Source organism: Enterobacter sichuanensis, assembly GCF_002939185.1.
In the GTDB taxonomy this organism is placed as follows: Bacteria; Pseudomonadota; Gammaproteobacteria; order Enterobacterales; family Enterobacteriaceae; genus Enterobacter; species Enterobacter sichuanensis.
Map to the genome: position 1 here is coordinate 43,378 of NZ_POVL01000013.1, position 16,844 is coordinate 60,221.

Sequence of the window (16,844 nt, forward strand, 5' to 3'; positions counted from 1 at the left end):
AAACCGAGCGTTAATCAAAATTCTTGTCGTTACCAGCGCGCTTTCAGCAGGTTCGGCTGAATCCCATTAATCGCATGGGTATTGCTGAACGGCTGCTTGATGCCTGCTTCGAATTCGTCGCGGAAATATTTAATCGCGCTCTGCAGCGGTTCGACAGCACCTGGTGCGTGGGCACAGAAGGTTTTACCCGGACCTAAGAATCGACACAGTTGCTCAAGTGTCTCGATATCGCCAGGCTGGCCTTCGCCACGTTCGATTGCACGCAGGATCTTCACGCTCCACGGCAGACCGTCACGGCAAGGTGTACACCAGCCGCAGGACTCACGGGCGAAGAACTCTTCCAGGTTGCGCACCAGCGATACCATGCCGATCTCGTGGTCGACGGCCATCGCCAGCGCCGTACCCAGACGGCTGCCTGCTTTACCAATGCTTTCGAATTCCATCGGCAGGTCAAGGTGAGCTTCGGTCAGGAAGTCTGTCCCTGCCCCACCCGGCTGCCAGGCTTTGAATTTCAGGCCATCGCGCATACCGCCGGCGTAGTCTTCAAGAATTTCACGTGCGGTGGTACCGAACGGCAGCTCCCAGACGCCAGGATTTTTCACGCGACCGGAGAAGCCCATCAGCTTGGTACCAGCATCTTTGCTTGAGGAGATGCCCTGATACCACTCCACGCCGTTGGCGAGGATTGCCGGAACGTTACACAGGGTTTCGACGTTGTTTACGCAGGTCGGCTTACCCCACACGCCGGAGCTTGCCGGGAATGGCGGCTTGGAACGCGGGTTCGCACGGCGGCCTTCCAGGGAGTTAATCAGCGCGGTCTCTTCACCGCAGATATAACGCCCGGCACCGGTGTGCACGAACAGCTCGAAGTCAAAACCAGTGCCCAGAATGTTTTTGCCAAGCAGGCCCGCTTCGGTGGCTTCCGCAATCGCGCGACGCAGGTTTTCTGCTGCTTCGATGTACTCACCGCGCAGGAAGATGTAACCACGGTACGCTTTCAGCGCAAACGCGGAGATCAGCATGCCTTCCACCAGCAGGTGCGGCAGCTGTTCCATCAGCAGGCGGTCTTTATAGGTGCCCGGCTCCATTTCATCGGCGTTACACAGCAGGTAACGGATGTTCATGGATTCGTCTTTCGGCATCAGGCTCCACTTCAGACCGGTGGAGAAGCCCGCGCCGCCGCGGCCTTTCAGACCCGACTCTTTCACCGCGTTAACGATGTCGTCCGGCGCCATGCCGCCGAGGGCTTTACGCGCACCGGCATAGCCGTTTTTGCTCTGGTATTCGTCGAGCCATACCGGCTGTTTGTCATCGCGCAGACGCCAGGTCAGCGGATGGGTTTCAGCAGTACGAATTACAGTTTTCATTTGTACTGCTCCAGCAGGTCAGGAATCGCTTCCGGCGTCAGATGGCTGTGAGTGTCCTCATCAATCATCATGGTCGGCCCCTTGTCGCAGTTACCCAGGCAGCAGGTTGGCAGCAGAGTAAAGCGACCATCAAAGGTGGTCTGGCCCGGCTTGATATTGAGTTTCTTCTCAATGGCAGCCTGAATGCCCTGATAACCGGTAATGTGACAGACAACGCTGTCGCAGTAGCGGATCACATGGCGGCCTACCGGCTGACGGAAGATCTGGCTGTAGAACGTGGCTACGCCTTCTACGTCACTTGCCGGAATACCCAGCACTTCTGCGATCGCATAGATCGCCCCATCCGGCACCCAACCACGCTGTTTCTGTACGATTTTCAGCGCTTCAATGGACGCCGCACGCGGGTCTTCGTAGTGGTGCATCTCGTGCTCGATGGCGGCACGCTCTGCTTCACTCAGCTCAAAAGCCTCGGTTTGTGGTTGTTGATTCTCGTGCATAATTAGCGGTCCACATCTGACATAACAAAATCGATACTACCCAGATACACAATCAGGTCTGAGACCAGACTGCCGCGAATGGCGGACGGGATCTGCTGCAGGTGCGCGAAGCTTGGCGTACGCACACGGGTACGGTAGCTCATGGTGCTGCCGTCACTGGTCAGGTAGTAACTGTTAATACCCTTGGTCGCTTCAATCATCTGGAAGGATTCTTGCGCCGGCATGACCGGACCCCAGGAAACCTGCAGGAAGTGGGTGATCAGGGTTTCGATATGTTGCAGCGTGCGCTCTTTCGGTGGCGGCGTGGTCAGCGGGTGATCCGCTTTGAACGGGCCTTCCGGCATGTTGTTGAGGCACTGCTCAAGGATGCGCAGACTCTGACGCAGCTCTTCCACTTTCAGCATCACGCGGGTGTAGCAGTCGGAAACACCGCCGCCCACCGGGACTTCAAAGTCAAAGTTCTCGTAGCCAGAGTAAGGACGCGCTTTACGCACGTCGAAATTAATACCGGTCGCACGCAGACCTGCACCTGTTGTCCCCCACTCCAGCGCTTCTTTCGCGCCGTAGGCCGCAACGCCCTGGGAACGCCCTTTCAGGATGGTGTTACGCAGCGCGGCTTTCTCATAGGAGGCCAGACGTTTTGGCATCCAGTCGAGGAACTCACGCAGCAGTCGATCCCAACCACGCGGCAGATCGTGTGCCACACCGCCGATACGGAACCAGGCAGGGTGCATACGGAAACCGGTAATCGCTTCCACCAGATCGTAGATTTTCTGACGGTCGGTAAAGGCGAAGAAGACCGGGGTCATCGCGCCGACGTCCTGAATGAAGGTGGAGATATACAGCAGGTGGCTGTTAATGCGGAACAGTTCTGACAGCATCACGCGGATGACGTTAACGCGATCCGGAACGGTAATACCTGCCAGTTTCTCAACGGCCAGCACGTATGGCATCTCGTTTACGCAGCCGCCGAGGTACTCGATACGGTCGGTATACGGAATATAGCTGTGCCAGGATTGACGCTCGCCCATCTTCTCTGCACCACGGTGGTGGTAGCCGATGTCAGGAACACAGTCGACAATCTCTTCGCCATCAAGCTGAAGAATGATACGGAAGGCACCGTGCGCAGACGGGTGGTTTGGACCAAGGTTGAGGAACATGAAGTCCTCGTTGTCGGTACCGCGCTTCATGCCCCAGTCTTCCGGCTTGAAGGTCAGGGCTTCCATCTCCAGATCCTGCTTGGCTTTGGTCAGCTCAAACGGGTCGAATTCAGTAGCACGTGCCGGGTAGTCTTTACGCAGCGGGTGGCCGGTCCAGGTCTGCGGCATCATGATGCGCGTCAGATGCGGGTGGCCGTCAAAGGTCATGCCGAACATTTCCCAGGTTTCACGCTCATACCAGTTGGCGTTCGGGAAAAGTTTGGTGAGCGTCGGCAGATGCATGTCGTTTTCAGACAATGCCACCTTGAGCATGATATCCGTATTACGGTCTATTGAGATCAGGTGGTAGAAAACGGAAAAATCCGCAGCAGGGAGACCCTGGCGGTGGGTACGCAGACGTTCATCCATGCCGTGTAAGTCAAACAGCATGACGTACGGTTTTGGCAATTTCTTGAGGAAATCGACAACTTCCAGCAATTGCTCACGCTTCACCCAAACAACGGGTACCCCGGTGCGGGTAGCCTGAACAGTAAAGGCATCCGGCCCAAAACGGTTGCGCAGTTCGCCAATGACTGGGTCATCCAGATGATCCCGTGTCTGCCAGGCGGCTTCTTGCGCGGTTAAGTCGGTCATATTGTTCACCATTGCAAATGGTCCGTGGTGACTGTTGAGCCTGGCTTCGCGCTATTTGAGTAGTGATATGCGAAGGTGTTCTCCAGGCCTACAGGCGCAAATTAAATTTCGTCAGGCGTACGCAGATTGGTGACGGCAATACGTTCACCACGTTTACGCTCGCGCTCAGACTGCATGTTCGCGCGATACACACCCTGATCGCCAACAACCCACGACAGTGGGCGACGTTCTTTACCGATAGACTCCTGCAGCAGCATCAGCGCCTGCATGTAAGCTTCCGGACGTGGCGGACAACCCGGGATGTAGACATCCACTGGGATAAACTTATCTACGCCCTGCACGACGGAATAGATGTCGTACATACCGCCAGAGTTTGCACATGCGCCCATGGAGATAACCCATTTTGGCTCCAGCATCTGGTCATAAAGACGCTGAATAACAGGTGCCATCTTGGTAAAGCAGGTACCGGCGACCACCATCAGGTCAGCCTGACGTGGGGAAGCACGCAGTACCTCTGCCCCAAAACGCGCAACGTCATGCACCGCAGTGAATGACGTCACCATTTCAACGTAGCAGCAAGAAAGGCCAAAGTTGTAAGGCCAGATGGAGTTCTTACGACCCCAGTTGACCATATCGTGCATGGCATGCTCGAGTTTGCCCATGTACACGCTTTTATTGACTTCTTGCTCCAGGGGGTCGGTTACGATCTCCTGTTTTTGCAGGGGGTAACGGTCATTCTCACCGTTAGGATCTATGCGGGTGAGCGTATAATCCATCTTATTGCCTCGCTGTTACTGCTGACGATTAGAGATACTGTTTTCCGGGTTGATATGTTCACGACGTGAACGCGCAGGCGTCCAGTCAAGCGCGCCAATACGCACCAGATAAACCAGACCGGCCAGTAGCACTAAAATGAAAATTGCGGCCTCGACAAAGCCCACCCAACCACTTTCGCGGATGGAGGTTGACCATGCGAAAAGGTAAAGCGCTTCCACGTCGAAAATGACGAAGAACATGGCTACCAGATAGAACTTGGCAGACAGGCGTAAGCGAGCGGAACCGACCGAATCAATACCTGATTCGAAAGGTGTGTTTTTGTGCCTTGCGCGGGCGCGACCGCCCAGGAACCAGCCGCCGACTAACATCAGGCAGCACAGGCCAATGGCTACAATAAGAAAGATTGCGAATGCCCAGTGATGAGCGATGACTTCTGTGGATGTTGACATACTCATTGCTTACTCATCAAAAGTGATACCAACGACACTGCTCTTGCTGGCAGATGGGCATCACATCGATTCATGGGGAGGAACAAATAACCTTACACTAACTGTCAGAAATGAGACGTAGACAGCAAAATGATGGGGTTTTTTACTCCTTTCTATAACCTATTGTCAACTTTAACAAAGGTTTCTTCACATTAAATTACATCGAGCGATTCTCATTAACATTTGGTGCCCTTTAACCCTGGTGGTTACATGACTTTCCGTCAAATGTATGTTGTTGAATCGTGTCCGTTTCGGAAGTAAAAAAAATAACCCTCCTATTTTGACAGGATTTGCCAACGATTCCTCCCCCCAAATAGGAGTATTTTCTTGATCTGAGACACGCTTTTGTTAATTCAACCTGGAAAACGGCAACATCTTTCCTGTTTTATTAACATAGGTGACATAAGGATGAAGTGAGAACAGAAAATGGATAAGTTTTGAGCGAAATGATTTACATCATTGATATATAATGGAAATTCTTAAAATCCACGCTTCCTGAGCGGGTATTAATGCGAAAAAAAAGCCACTGCATGCAAAATTCACACGAGTGGCTTTTTTTTACACTTACATTTTGTTACCAGAATTTTGAGCCAGCGATCACTCAAAGTCCCCTTCAACAATCAGAGAATCATCCCCTCCTTCGGAGGTAATGCGCTCGAACTGCCATGGGTTATGGTAGTTTTCCATCGCCTCGAACACCACGCTTGCCAGTTCATTATGACTGGACGCGTTGTGGCAGAGCAGATACTCCGTATCAGGCAGCACGGGAAGTCCATCAGATTTACCCAGCACGCGCAGATCCGGGCTCATCATCTCCACCGGGCGTGCCGTTACGCCAAGCCCGGCTTTCACTGCAGCACGAACCGCGGGTAACGTGGATGCCACATACGCCAGGCGCCACGGGATGTTGGCTTCATTCAGCGCTGTCAGCACCATATCGCGGAACGGGCTCGGGTCATCCAGGAGCACCAGTGGCACCGGCTCCCCTTTTTGCAGCACGTATTCGGCTGCGCAATACCAGTGCGTTGGGGATGTACGCAACGTCAGGCAATCAAACTGCCCGGGACGGTGCGTCGTCACCACCAGGTCGACTTTATTTTCCTTTAACATCTCAACCATAAAGGCATTACGTTTCACGCTGACATCCAGCGCAAGCTTCGGATAAACCGAACTAATGCGATTGAGAAGAAACGGCAATATGGTGTCCGCTGACTCATCAGATGCGCCTAACGTTAGCACGCCTTGAAGGTTGCTAAACATTAATGACATACATGCTTCATCATTAAAGCGAAGAATTTTCCTGGCATAACCCAGTAGCTGAATACCGTGTTCCGTTAAGAGCTTATTGCGCCCATGACGGGCAAAAAGCTCCTTACCAACCAGTTGCTCCAGCCGCTGCATTTGCTGACTCACGGCAGACTGGGTTCGGCAAACGGCGGCAGCAGCAGCTGCAAAAGTGTTGAGATCGGCGACCGCAACAAACGTTCTCAGCAGATCGAGGTCGAGATTCATTATCGGACGATTTGCATTTATCATATCTATTCACTTTCAGGTTGCTCGTGCGGAGCTGCCCGGGTTGAAGCTGTGTGTGTAACAGTTAAGCAATTCCCTCTGAAGGTTTTCCCTCGCATCCCGGCCCGGCAGACTGCCTGACAGATAGTTATTGTGCTGCTTAATATCAACAGTCAGAAAGCACGTTTCATGACGTTATTTTTATTCTCTTAAACGTTCAGGATATTTAGATGTTCGCAGGATTATGTAAATTACATTAAAGGTGTAACACCTTTTCTGCCATCTTTATCGCAGCGCTGTCAACGTAGCAGGAGATCTTTAAACCCTTCCCGCCAGAGATAACTCCAACAATAACAATCAATTAAACAGGAATAACAGTTCCAGACAGACAAAAAACATGTCTCTGGCATCTGCTTTCCTGAAAGACATCTTAACCCAAATCCATTTTATTTATAAGTCTTATTGCAATATTGAGGATTAAAGAAGACTGTTAAGCATCTAAACAAATTTTATTAAAATTAACTAAAGTTGCATTTTATAGGTTAATAATAAATAAATTTTAATTTTGATTAAGAGCATCCATTAATGCCACTTAACATTAATTTCACATGAGTAACTTTTAACCATACTGCGCTATTAAAGCAAGACGACGCTAACATTCAGATTTTACGAAAAGTCACGCAGGGTGATTGCCCCCTCATCTGGCTCACCACATATTTTTCACCAGCACAATATACAGTAATTCAGCAAATGAATAGCAGAATAAACCTTATCTTTTGCCATGCATGCAACTTTACGGCAGCAAAAGGGGCACCTGCAGCGTAAAAGATTTACCAATAATTTGCTGTCGGTACAAAATCTTCTCCTGCACACCCTTCAAAACGAAGCGAGGGGGGAGTACATTATTCCGTGCTGACTTCCACGGCAGGGAGCGGCAATAATAGCGAAAAGGTTAAAGGTTCATGTCCCCTATCGAAAAATCCAGCAAGCTAGATAACGTCTGTTATGACATCCGCGGCCCGGTTCTGAAAGAGGCGAAACGCCTTGAAGAAGAAGGCAATAAGGTTCTGAAACTCAACATTGGTAACCCTGCGCCATTTGGTTTTGAAGCGCCGGATGAAATTCTGGTTGATGTGATCCGCAACCTTCCTACTGCTCAAGGCTATTGTGATTCAAAAGGACTGTACTCCGCACGTAAAGCCATCATGCAGCACTACCAGGCACGCGGTATGCGTGATGTTACCGTTGAAGATATCTATATCGGCAACGGCGTCTCCGAACTGATTGTGCAGGCGATGCAGGCGCTGCTGAACAGCGGTGACGAAATGCTGGTTCCCGCCCCGGACTACCCGCTGTGGACGGCGGCCGTGTCACTCTCCAGCGGCAAAGCGGTACACTATCTGTGTGATGAATCTTCTGACTGGTTCCCGGATCTCGACGATATTCGCGCGAAGATCACCCCACGTACGCGCGGCATCGTGATCATTAACCCGAACAACCCAACGGGCGCGGTTTATTCAAAAGAACTGCTGATGGAGATCGTGGAGATCGCTCGTCAGCACAACCTGATCATCTTCGCGGACGAGATTTACGACAAGATCCTCTACGATGCAGCGCAGCACCACTCCATCGCCGCGCTGGCTCCGGATCTGCTGACCGTGACCTTTAACGGCCTGTCTAAAACCTACCGTGTGGCCGGTTTCCGTCAGGGCTGGATGGTATTAAACGGTCCGAAAAAACACGCCAAAGGCTATATTGAAGGGCTGGAGATGCTGGCTTCCATGCGTTTATGTGCCAACGTTCCGGCCCAACACGCAATCCAGACGGCGCTCGGCGGCTATCAGAGCATTAGCGAATTTATCGTTCCCGGTGGTCGTCTTTACGAACAGCGTAACCGCGCGTGGGAGCTGATCAACGATATTCCGGGCGTCTCCTGCGTGAAGCCAAATGGGGCGCTGTATATGTTCCCGAAAATCGACGCGAAGCGCTTCAACATTCACGACGATCAGAAAATGGTGCTCGACTTCCTGCTTCAGGAAAAAGTGCTGCTGGTTCAGGGCACGGCATTTAACTGGCCATGGCCGGACCACGTACGTATCGTCACGCTGCCGCGCGAAGATGACCTTGAAATGGCCATTAGCCGCTTCGGGCGTTTCCTCTCCGGTTATCATCAGTAGCACTCTCTTTCTGCCGGGTGGCGCAGCGCTTACCCGGCCTGCAAATTTGCATCTTCCCTCCCCACCCCGCACAATGAAGTCCTGTCGCAGTGAAGACAAAAGGTAACCTATGAGTCAGAGTCATTTCTTTGCCCATCTCTCCCGCCTGAAACTCATCAACCGCTGGCCGCTGATGCGCAATGTCCGCACTGAGAATGTGTCAGAGCACAGCCTTCAGGTGGCGATGGTCGCTCACGCGCTGGCCGCCATTAAAAACCGCAAATTCAACGGTCAGGTTAATGCTGAGCGCATTGCCCTGCTGGCGATGTATCACGATGCATCAGAGGTGTTAACCGGAGATCTGCCGACGCCGGTGAAATATTTCAACTCGCAGATTGCGCAGGAATATAAGGCCATCGAGAAGATTGCCCAGCAGAAGCTGATTGATATGGTGCCAGACGAGTTACGCGATATCTTTGAGCCGCTTATTGATGAACAGCAGTACACAGAGGAAGAGAAGTCGCTGGTAAAACAGGCCGACGCGCTATGTGCCTATCTGAAGTGTCTCGAAGAGTTGTCCGCAGGGAACAACGAATTTTTACTGGCGAAAACGCGCCTGGAAAAAACGCTGGAATCCCGCCGCAGCGAAGAGATGGACTACTTTATGCAGGTGTTTGTACCGAGCTTCCATTTATCGCTGGATGAGATTAGCCAGGATTCTCCGTTGTAATTTTTCGCCGGGAGGCGGCTTCGCCTTACCCGGCCTACGTTTCTGCGCTCATGCTAAAACGGGAATAAAACCGGTATCAACACCACGCATACCAGCATCACCAGCACGGTGAACGGCACGCCCAGCTTCACAAAATCGCTGAACCGGTAGTTCCCCGGCCCCAGAACCAGCGTGTTCACCGGTGACGACACCGGTGTCATAAATGCCGCGGAAGCGGCCATCGCCACCATCATCGCAAACGGATACGGCGACACGCCCATGGATTTCGCCATCGCCAGCGCGATGGGCGCCATCAGCACCGCCGTAGCGGTATTGGAGATAAACAGTCCAATCGTGGCGCACATGATAAACAGGCATACCAGCATCATGTACGGCCCGTATCCGCCGCCAACGTCCATCAGCCCTTTGACGACTAAATCCACACCGCCGGTTTTTTGCAGAGCAAGGGCGAACGGCATCATCCCCACAATCAGAATGATGCTTGGCCAGTGAATCGCCTTATAGGCGCTCTCGGCATCAATACAGCGAAACTTGCCCATTAACAGACAGGCAATAATGGCCGCGACCGGATTGGGGATCTCGTCGGTCAGCATCAACGCCACCATCAATACCAGGCAAAAAATCGCATGTGGCGCCTGGCTGTGCGCCGGTGAGGCATCGCTCTCTTCAACAGGCATGTTGAGCACCACAAAATCGCGGCCCTTTTGCCCGAGCTGACTTATCAGCTTCCAGTTACCGACGACGAGAAAGATATCCCCCAGCAGGATCGGCTCATCCACCACCGCCCCTTCCATCGCCACGCCATCACGCTTCAGCCCCACGACATTCAGACCATAACGGGTACGGAACCCCATTTCCCGCACGGTTTTACCCAACAGTTCCGATTCCGGGATCAGCGACACTTCGGCCATGCCAACATCCAGCGCCTGGTCTGAGAAATACTCCCCGCGTAGCACCATCGGTTCCAGCAGCTGTTCACTGCAAAACTCACGCAGATCCACCTCCGCGGTGGACATATCAATCAGCAGGACATCCCGCGCGCGGAATTCCGACACCCCGTTGACGTTGACGATGACCCGGCGAAAACGACGCCAGCGCTCAACACCAATCACATTCGCGCCGTAGCGCTCACGCAGTTTCAGATCGTCAAGCCGCTGGCCCACCATTGGCGAACCGGGGCGAATGGCCAGGCGGCGCGCCCGCCCGGTGAGGCGGTATTCTTTAATCAGATCGCGGAACGTGCGTCGTTTCCACCCTTCTTTGCTTTTGTCCTGTTTTTCGCCTTTCAGGGCAAAACGGGTCAGCAGCATGTAGACCACGCCCATCATCAGAACGACCAGTCCAAGCGGAGTCACGCTGAAAAAACTGAAGCCCTGAAAGCCTTCCCGGATCAACTCACTGTTGACGACCAGGTTCGGCGGCGTGGCCACCAGCGTCATCATGCCGCTGATCAAACCGGCAAAACTCAGGGGCATCATCAGGCGCGACGGCGAGCTCTGCATCCGCATGGAGACGCTCAGCACCACCGGGATAAAGATAGCGACCACCCCCGTTGAGCTCATAAACGCCCCCAGTCCGGCGACCGTCAGCATCAGATAGACCAGCATTTTCGTTTCGCTGTTGCCAGCCACCTTCACCAGCCACGCGCCCATAATCGTTGCCACGCCGGTGCGCACGAGGCCATCACCGATAATAAACAGGGCAGCAATCAGAATAACGTTGGGATCGCTGAACCCGGAGAAGGCTTCCGGCAGCGTGAGCGTTCCGCTCAGCACAAAGGCGACGATGACAAACAAGGCGACGGCATCCATGCGTACCTTGCCCGTGGCAAAAAGGATAATGGCGATTAAAAGCAGGCTCAGGACCCAGATCAGTTCACCGTTCACAGCATGTCCTTGTCAGTGGGAGATGAGAAATTTTGCCATAAAAAAGCCCCATCAACGTGGGGCTATATCATGGGGTTACACTTTTAGCGAGACGGTTACAACACCGTCAGGTGCTTTTGACACAGCCAGTGCAGTGAGAGAATCCAGCACCAGGTCGGCCTCCTCCAAGCGGGGGGACCCCGCCGGAACGTTCACCGCAATAACGTGGCTTCCGGCGTTCAGCCCGGCCAGTACGCCAGCCGCCGCATCTTCTACCACCACACACTCTGCGGGAGCGAGGCCCAGCAGTTCAGCCCCCAGCAAAAAGGCATCGGGTTCAGGTTTACCGCGCTTAACGCGCTCCGCCGTGATAAACACTTCCGGCTTAGGTAAACCAGCCGCCTTATGACGGGCGTGGGCGACGGGAATGGAGCCGGAGGTGACGATAGCCCACGGGATCTGCGCTTCGTTCAGATGCTCAAGCAGTTCACGCGCGCCAGGTAAAGCGGTGATCCCGTCCGTGTCCGTGGCTTCAATGTGTTCCAGGTATTTGAACTCCGCCTGAATATCGTCCTCAGAGCGTCCGGCCAGAAAGTGCCGTAGCGAGGTAATGGCCTGTTTGCCATGGATAAAATTCAGCACCTCCTGATGGTCGATGCCATGTCTGTCAGCCCAATGGCACCATGAACGCTCCACAACCGGCAGCGAATCCACCAGCGTACCGTCCAGATCAAACAGAAAACCTCTACACTGCACACGCACCTCCGTCAGGCATTAATGATTTGTTGAATTTCGTTGCTGCTTAAATGGTACTGACGCGGGCAGGCATGCCACGCGCTCAGCATACGCTGGTATTTATCCCACATTGGGGTCTGCGCGTTGAAACCGTGGGTGCCCGCGTCAAAGTGGGTATAACGCCCTTCGGTATTCACCATAAAGCGCACATAGCTCAGATAACGCGCTTCCGTTGCCGCATCAAAGCCTAAGAAGGTCACGCGGCGCTCGTCAATGGACTGCTGATCTTTGAGATTCGTCCAGGAGACGTGCAGGGCGTGATACATCTCCATAATGTCGATCACGATGCGACAGGTTTCTTCTTTCAGCTCGCCAAATTCGCGGTCGAGTTCACGCATCTGCAAACCAAAGCCGCGTTCGACAATGGTCTGCAGGCGGCTGTAGCGCGCAGCGTTATCGGGATCAAGCATAGTCATCATCTTGTACTGGTTAGACAAAATCAGACGTTGAGCATGGGTCATTTCCATCTTTCGACTCCTGTAGCGCATTGCACTTAAAAAAAAGACACGGTAACGGATTGTTACTGTGCCTTCTTTTCATCGTCGTTTCGATGATCAATCACAAGTCATCGAGGAATGTTTTATCCAGTTGCTTAAAAGCGCGCTTTAACGTGTCCGCCAGCGCCTGGTAATCCGGCTTGCCTTCCACCGGGGCGAGCGCCTGCCCGGCCTCCTCCAGTTTTCCGCGGACTTCATAAAACCAATGTAAAATAGAAGGTGGCAGTGGGGTGACAGAACGTTTTCCTAACCACCACAGACCCTGCATTGGCAGGCTTAGCGCGAAGAGCGCCGTTGCGACAGCAGGACCAAGCTGTCCACCCAGCGCAATCTGCCAGCACAGCGTAAAGACAGCGACGGGTGGCATAAAGCGAATCGCATGGCGCGTGGCGCGGATAGTGCGATTCTCAATGAACATGGGCGCAAGGCGCTTTTCCATTGGCCACGTCTTTGCGTAATGCTGTCCCCGACGAAACAGACTGAAGAAATTTACGGACGGGTTCTCTGGTGTCGACATGGCTGTACCTCAACTTCACATATAAAAATTAAAATTTTCGTGCAAAACCACAACAAGCTATGACAACGTTCAAAATATTTTGTCATCTCTACCCCGTATCGGGTATCCTGTGCCAGCCTGATAGGGCCATAGACGAGAATCATTAACTCGTCAAATTATTGCACATTATGCCATTGGCTGAAAATTGTGCAAAATGGCATAAAATCATAGTTATTTCTTCCATCATGCCACAATGTTCGTTTGGCATGATGTTAATCATAAATGTCTGAGTCATCATGCGTTACGCTGTTAGACTCACTGACGTTTTTTTAGCCACGTATCAATAATAGGTACTTCCATGTCGAGTAAGTTAGTACTGGTTCTGAACTGCGGTAGCTCCTCACTGAAATTCGCCATCATCGATGCGCTCAACGGTGACGAATACCTCTCTGGTTTGGCCGAATGTTTCCATCTGCCTGAAGCACGTATCAAGTGGAAGATGGACGGCAGCAAACAAGAAGCGGCTTTAGGTGCAGGCGCCGCTCACAGTGAAGCGCTGAACTTTATCGTTAACACTATTCTGGCACAAAAACCAGAACTGTCTGCTCAGCTGACTGCGATTGGTCACCGTATCGTCCACGGCGGCGAAAAATACACCAGCTCCGTCGTGATCGACGAATCTGTTATTCAGGGCATCAAAGACTCTGCCTCTTTTGCACCGCTGCACAACCCGGCGCACCTGATCGGTATCGCTGAAGCGCTGAAATCCTTCCCGAATCTGAAAGACAAAAACGTGGCCGTCTTCGACACTGCGTTCCATCAGACCATGCCGGAAGAGTCTTACCTCTATGCCCTGCCTTACAGCCTGTACAAAGAACACGGCGTACGTCGTTATGGCGCACACGGCACCAGCCACTTCTATGTGACTCAGGAAGCCGCAAAAGTACTGAACAAGCCGGTTGAAGAGCTGAACATCATCACCTGCCACCTGGGCAACGGTGGTTCTGTTTCTGCTATCCGCAACGGTAAATGTGTAGATACCTCCATGGGTCTGACCCCGCTGGAAGGTCTGGTGATGGGTACCCGTTCCGGTGACATCGATCCGGCGATCATCTTCCACCTGCACGACACCCTGGGCATGAGCGTTGACCAGATCAACAAAATGCTGACTAAAGAGTCTGGCCTGCTGGGTCTGACCGAAGTCACCAGCGACTGCCGTTACGTTGAAGACAACTACGCAGAGAAAGAAGACGCTAAACGTGCAATGGACGTTTACTGCCACCGTCTGGCGAAATACATCGGCTCTTACACTGCGCTGATGGACGGCCGTCTGGACGCGGTTGTCTTCACCGGTGGTATCGGTGAGAACGCGGCAATGGTGCGTGAACTGTCCTTGGGCAAACTGGGCGTTCTGGGCTTCGACGTTGATCACGAGCGTAACCTGGCTGCCCGCTTCGGCAAGTCTGGCTTCATCAACAAAGAAGGCACCCGCCCTGCTCTCGTTATCCCAACTAACGAAGAACTGGTCATCGCGCAAGACGCGCACCGCCTGACTGCCTGATTCCACACCGCCAGCAATGCTGGCGGTGCTGTTTTGTAACCCGCCACATTCAGGCGGTAACGAAAGAGGATAAACCGTGTCCCGTACTATTATGCTGATCCCTACCGGAACCAGCGTCGGCCTGACCAGCGTCAGCCTTGGCGTGATCCGTGCTATGGAACGCAAAGGCGTTCGTCTGAGCGTCTTTAAGCCAATCGCCCAGCCACGTGCCGGTGGCGATGCGCCAGACCAGACTACCACCATCGTTCGCAAGAACTCCAATCTGCCAGCGGCTGAACCGCTGAAGATGAACCACGTTGAATCTCTGCTGTCCAGCAACCAGAAAGACGTGCTGATGGAAGAGATCATCGCCAACTACCACGCCAATACAAAAGACGCGGAAGTGGTGCTGGTTGAAGGCCTGGTTCCAACCCGCAAACACCAGTTTGCTCAGTCTCTGAACTTCGAAATCGCGAAAACCCTGAACGCAGAGATCGTTTTCGTGATGTCTCAGGGCACAGATACCCCAGAGCAGCTGAACGAGCGTATCGAACTGACGCGCAGCAGCTTCGGCGGTGCGAAAAATACCAACATCACCGGCGTGATCGTCAACAAACTGAACGCGCCAGTGGATGAGCAGGGCCGTACGCGCCCTGACCTGTCTGAGATCTTTGATGACTCTTCCAAAGCGAAAGTCATTAAAGTTGACCCGGCGAAACTGCAGGAATCCAGCCCGCTGCCAGTACTGGGCGCGGTGCCATGGAGCTTCGATCTGATTGCCACCCGTGCAATCGATATGGCGCGTCACCTGAACGCCACCATCGTTAACGAAGGCGACATCAACACCCGTCGCGTGAAGTCCGTGACCTTCTGTGCACGCAGCATTCCGCACATGCTGGAACACTTCCGCGCAGGCTCCCTGCTGGTGACCTCTGCAGACCGTCCTGACGTGCTGGTTGCAGCGTGTCTGGCCGCGATGAACGGCGTGGAAATCGGTGCTATTCTGCTGACCGGCGCTTACGAGATGGACCCACGCGTCAGCAAATTGTGCGAGCGCGCGTTCGCGACCGGCCTGCCGGTCTTCATGGTGAACACCAACACCTGGCAGACCTCCCTGAGCCTGCAGAGCTTCAACCTGGAAGTGCCGGTTGATGACCATGAGCGTATTGAGAAAGTTCAGGAATACGTTGCGGGCTACATCAACGCAGACTGGATCGAATCCCTGACGGCGACCTCCGAGCGCAGCCGTCGTCTGTCTCCTCCTGCATTCCGTTACCAGCTGACCGAGCTGGCGCGTAAAGCAGGCAAACGCGTTGTGCTGCCAGAAGGCGACGAACCGCGTACTGTGAAAGCGGCAGCTATCTGTGCAGAGCGCGGCATCGCGACCTGTGTGCTGCTGGGTAACCCGGATGAGATCAACCGCGTGGCGGCGTCTCAGGGCGTTGAGCTGGGCGCTGGCATCGAAATCGTTGACCCGGAAGTGGTTCGTGAAAGCTACGTTGCCCGTCTGGTTGAGCTGCGTAAGAGCAAGGGTATGACCGAAGCCGTTGCGCGCGAACAGCTGGAAGACAACGTGGTGCTGGGTACGCTGATGCTGGAGCAGGACGAAGTTGACGGTCTGGTTTCCGGTGCGGTTCACACCACCGCAAACACCATTCGTCCACCGCTGCAGCTGATCAAAACGGCACCGGGCAGCTCCCTGGTCTCTTCCGTGTTCTTCATGCTGCTGCCGGAACAGGTTTACGTTTACGGCGACTGCGCGATCAACCCGGATCCGACGGCAGAGCAGCTGGCAGAAATCGCAATCCAGTCCGCGGACTCCGCGATTGCCTTCGGTATCGAACCTCGCGTGGCGATGCTCTCTTACTCCACCGGTACCTCTGGTGCAGGTAGCGACGTAGAGAAAGTGCGTGAAGCGACCCGTCTGGCGCAGGAAAAACGTCCTGACCTGATGATCGACGGCCCGCTGCAGTACGATGCCGCCGTTATGGCTGACGTTGCGAAATCCAAAGCGCCGAACTCTCCGGTTGCAGGTCGCGCTACCGTGTTCATCTTCCCGGATCTGAACACCGGTAACACCACCTACAAAGCGGTACAGCGTTCTGCAGACCTGATCTCCATCGGGCCGATGCTGCAGGGTATGCGCAAACCTGTGAACGACCTGTCCCGTGGCGCACTGGTTGACGATATCGTCTACACCATCGCGCTGACGGCGATCCAGTCTTCACAGCAGCAGTAAGCCAAAAAGCCCGGTGGCGCTGACGCTTACCGGGCCTACGGTTTTGTAGGCCGGATAAGCGGAGCGCCATCCGGCAAGAAAGGCGACCACAA

The 16,844-nt window shown here is 53.6% G+C and carries 14 protein-coding genes; 4 read left to right on the top strand and 10 right to left on the bottom strand.

What is annotated here, in order from left to right; genetic code table 11:
• Positions 1-29: 29 nt before the first annotated feature.
• The 6 genes from nuoF to lrhA all read right to left on the bottom strand — a co-directional run bounded on the left by nuoF (position 30) and on the right by lrhA (position 6,458).
• Positions 30-1,367, bottom strand: a complete 1,338-nt coding sequence (gene nuoF / locus C5687_RS08160; RefSeq protein ID WP_008500209.1) for an NADH-quinone oxidoreductase subunit NuoF — start codon at positions 1,365-1,367, stop codon at positions 30-32.
• Positions 1,364-1,864, bottom strand: a complete 501-nt coding sequence (nuoE, locus tag C5687_RS08165) for an NADH-quinone oxidoreductase subunit NuoE (protein WP_003861486.1) — start codon at positions 1,862-1,864, stop codon at positions 1,364-1,366. Before nuoE ends, nuoF begins: the two co-directional genes overlap by 4 nt.
• Positions 1,865-1,866: 2 nt before the next feature.
• Positions 1,867-3,669 (bottom strand): NADH-quinone oxidoreductase subunit C/D, encoded by a 1,803-nt coding sequence (gene nuoC, locus C5687_RS08170; protein WP_025757183.1) that lies wholly within the window; start codon positions 3,667-3,669, stop codon positions 1,867-1,869.
• An 89-nt stretch (positions 3,670-3,758) separates the two neighbouring features.
• A complete protein-coding gene (gene nuoB, locus C5687_RS08175; protein ID WP_003861482.1) occupies positions 3,759-4,433 on the bottom strand; it encodes an NADH-quinone oxidoreductase subunit NuoB in 675 nt (224 codons plus the stop codon).
• 15 nt (positions 4,434-4,448) lie between these two features.
• The gene (gene nuoA, locus C5687_RS08180; protein WP_014171000.1) at positions 4,449-4,889 is read right to left on the bottom strand and encodes an NADH-quinone oxidoreductase subunit NuoA; all 441 of its coding nucleotides are present in this window, start codon (positions 4,887-4,889) and stop codon (positions 4,449-4,451) included.
• A gap of 630 nt (positions 4,890-5,519) precedes the next feature.
• Positions 5,520-6,458, bottom strand: a complete 939-nt coding sequence (lrhA, locus tag C5687_RS08185) for a transcriptional regulator LrhA (RefSeq protein WP_045286090.1) — start codon at positions 6,456-6,458, stop codon at positions 5,520-5,522.
• A gap of 938 nt (positions 6,459-7,396) precedes the next feature.
• Between lrhA and alaA the strand changes: the two genes are divergently transcribed.
• Both alaA and yfbR read left to right on the top strand, forming a co-directional pair.
• Positions 7,397-8,611, top strand: a complete 1,215-nt coding sequence (gene alaA / locus C5687_RS08190; protein ID WP_003861471.1) for an alanine transaminase AlaA — start codon at positions 7,397-7,399, stop codon at positions 8,609-8,611.
• A gap of 109 nt (positions 8,612-8,720) precedes the next feature.
• Complete coding sequence (gene yfbR / locus C5687_RS08195) at positions 8,721-9,320, top strand: 5'-deoxynucleotidase (protein ID WP_045285782.1); 600 nt, start codon at positions 8,721-8,723, stop codon at positions 9,318-9,320.
• A gap of 53 nt (positions 9,321-9,373) precedes the next feature.
• On the opposite strand, the gene C5687_RS08200 is transcribed toward yfbR, so the two are convergent.
• The 4 genes from C5687_RS08200 to yfbV form a co-directional block, all read right to left on the bottom strand.
• Entirely contained in the window at positions 9,374-11,206 is a 1,833-nt protein-coding gene (locus tag C5687_RS08200; RefSeq protein WP_059385206.1) for an SLC13 family permease, read from the bottom strand.
• Between the two features lie 75 nt (positions 11,207-11,281).
• Positions 11,282-11,941 carry a sugar phosphatase gene (locus C5687_RS08205; protein WP_025757179.1) on the bottom strand — a complete coding sequence of 220 codons (660 nt, stop codon included), beginning with the start codon at positions 11,939-11,941 and terminating at the stop codon, positions 11,282-11,284.
• 11 nt (positions 11,942-11,952) lie between these two features.
• Positions 11,953-12,447 (bottom strand): YfbU family protein, encoded by a 495-nt coding sequence (locus C5687_RS08210; RefSeq protein ID WP_008502874.1) that lies wholly within the window; start codon positions 12,445-12,447, stop codon positions 11,953-11,955.
• 91 nt (positions 12,448-12,538) lie between these two features.
• On the bottom strand, positions 12,539-12,994 hold the full coding sequence (gene yfbV, locus C5687_RS08215) for a terminus macrodomain insulation protein YfbV (RefSeq protein ID WP_045285783.1): 456 nt from the start codon (positions 12,992-12,994) through the stop codon (positions 12,539-12,541).
• A 337-nt stretch (positions 12,995-13,331) separates the two neighbouring features.
• Here yfbV and ackA point away from each other — a divergent pair, with 337 nt between their 5' ends.
• Positions 13,332-14,534, top strand: coding sequence for an acetate kinase (gene ackA / locus C5687_RS08220; RefSeq protein ID WP_025757177.1), 1,203 nt, complete (start codon positions 13,332-13,334; stop codon positions 14,532-14,534).
• Between the two features lie 76 nt (positions 14,535-14,610).
• Positions 14,611-16,752, top strand: coding sequence for a phosphate acetyltransferase (pta, locus tag C5687_RS08225; RefSeq protein ID WP_025757176.1), 2,142 nt, complete (start codon positions 14,611-14,613; stop codon positions 16,750-16,752).
• Positions 16,753-16,844 lie beyond the last annotated feature (92 nt).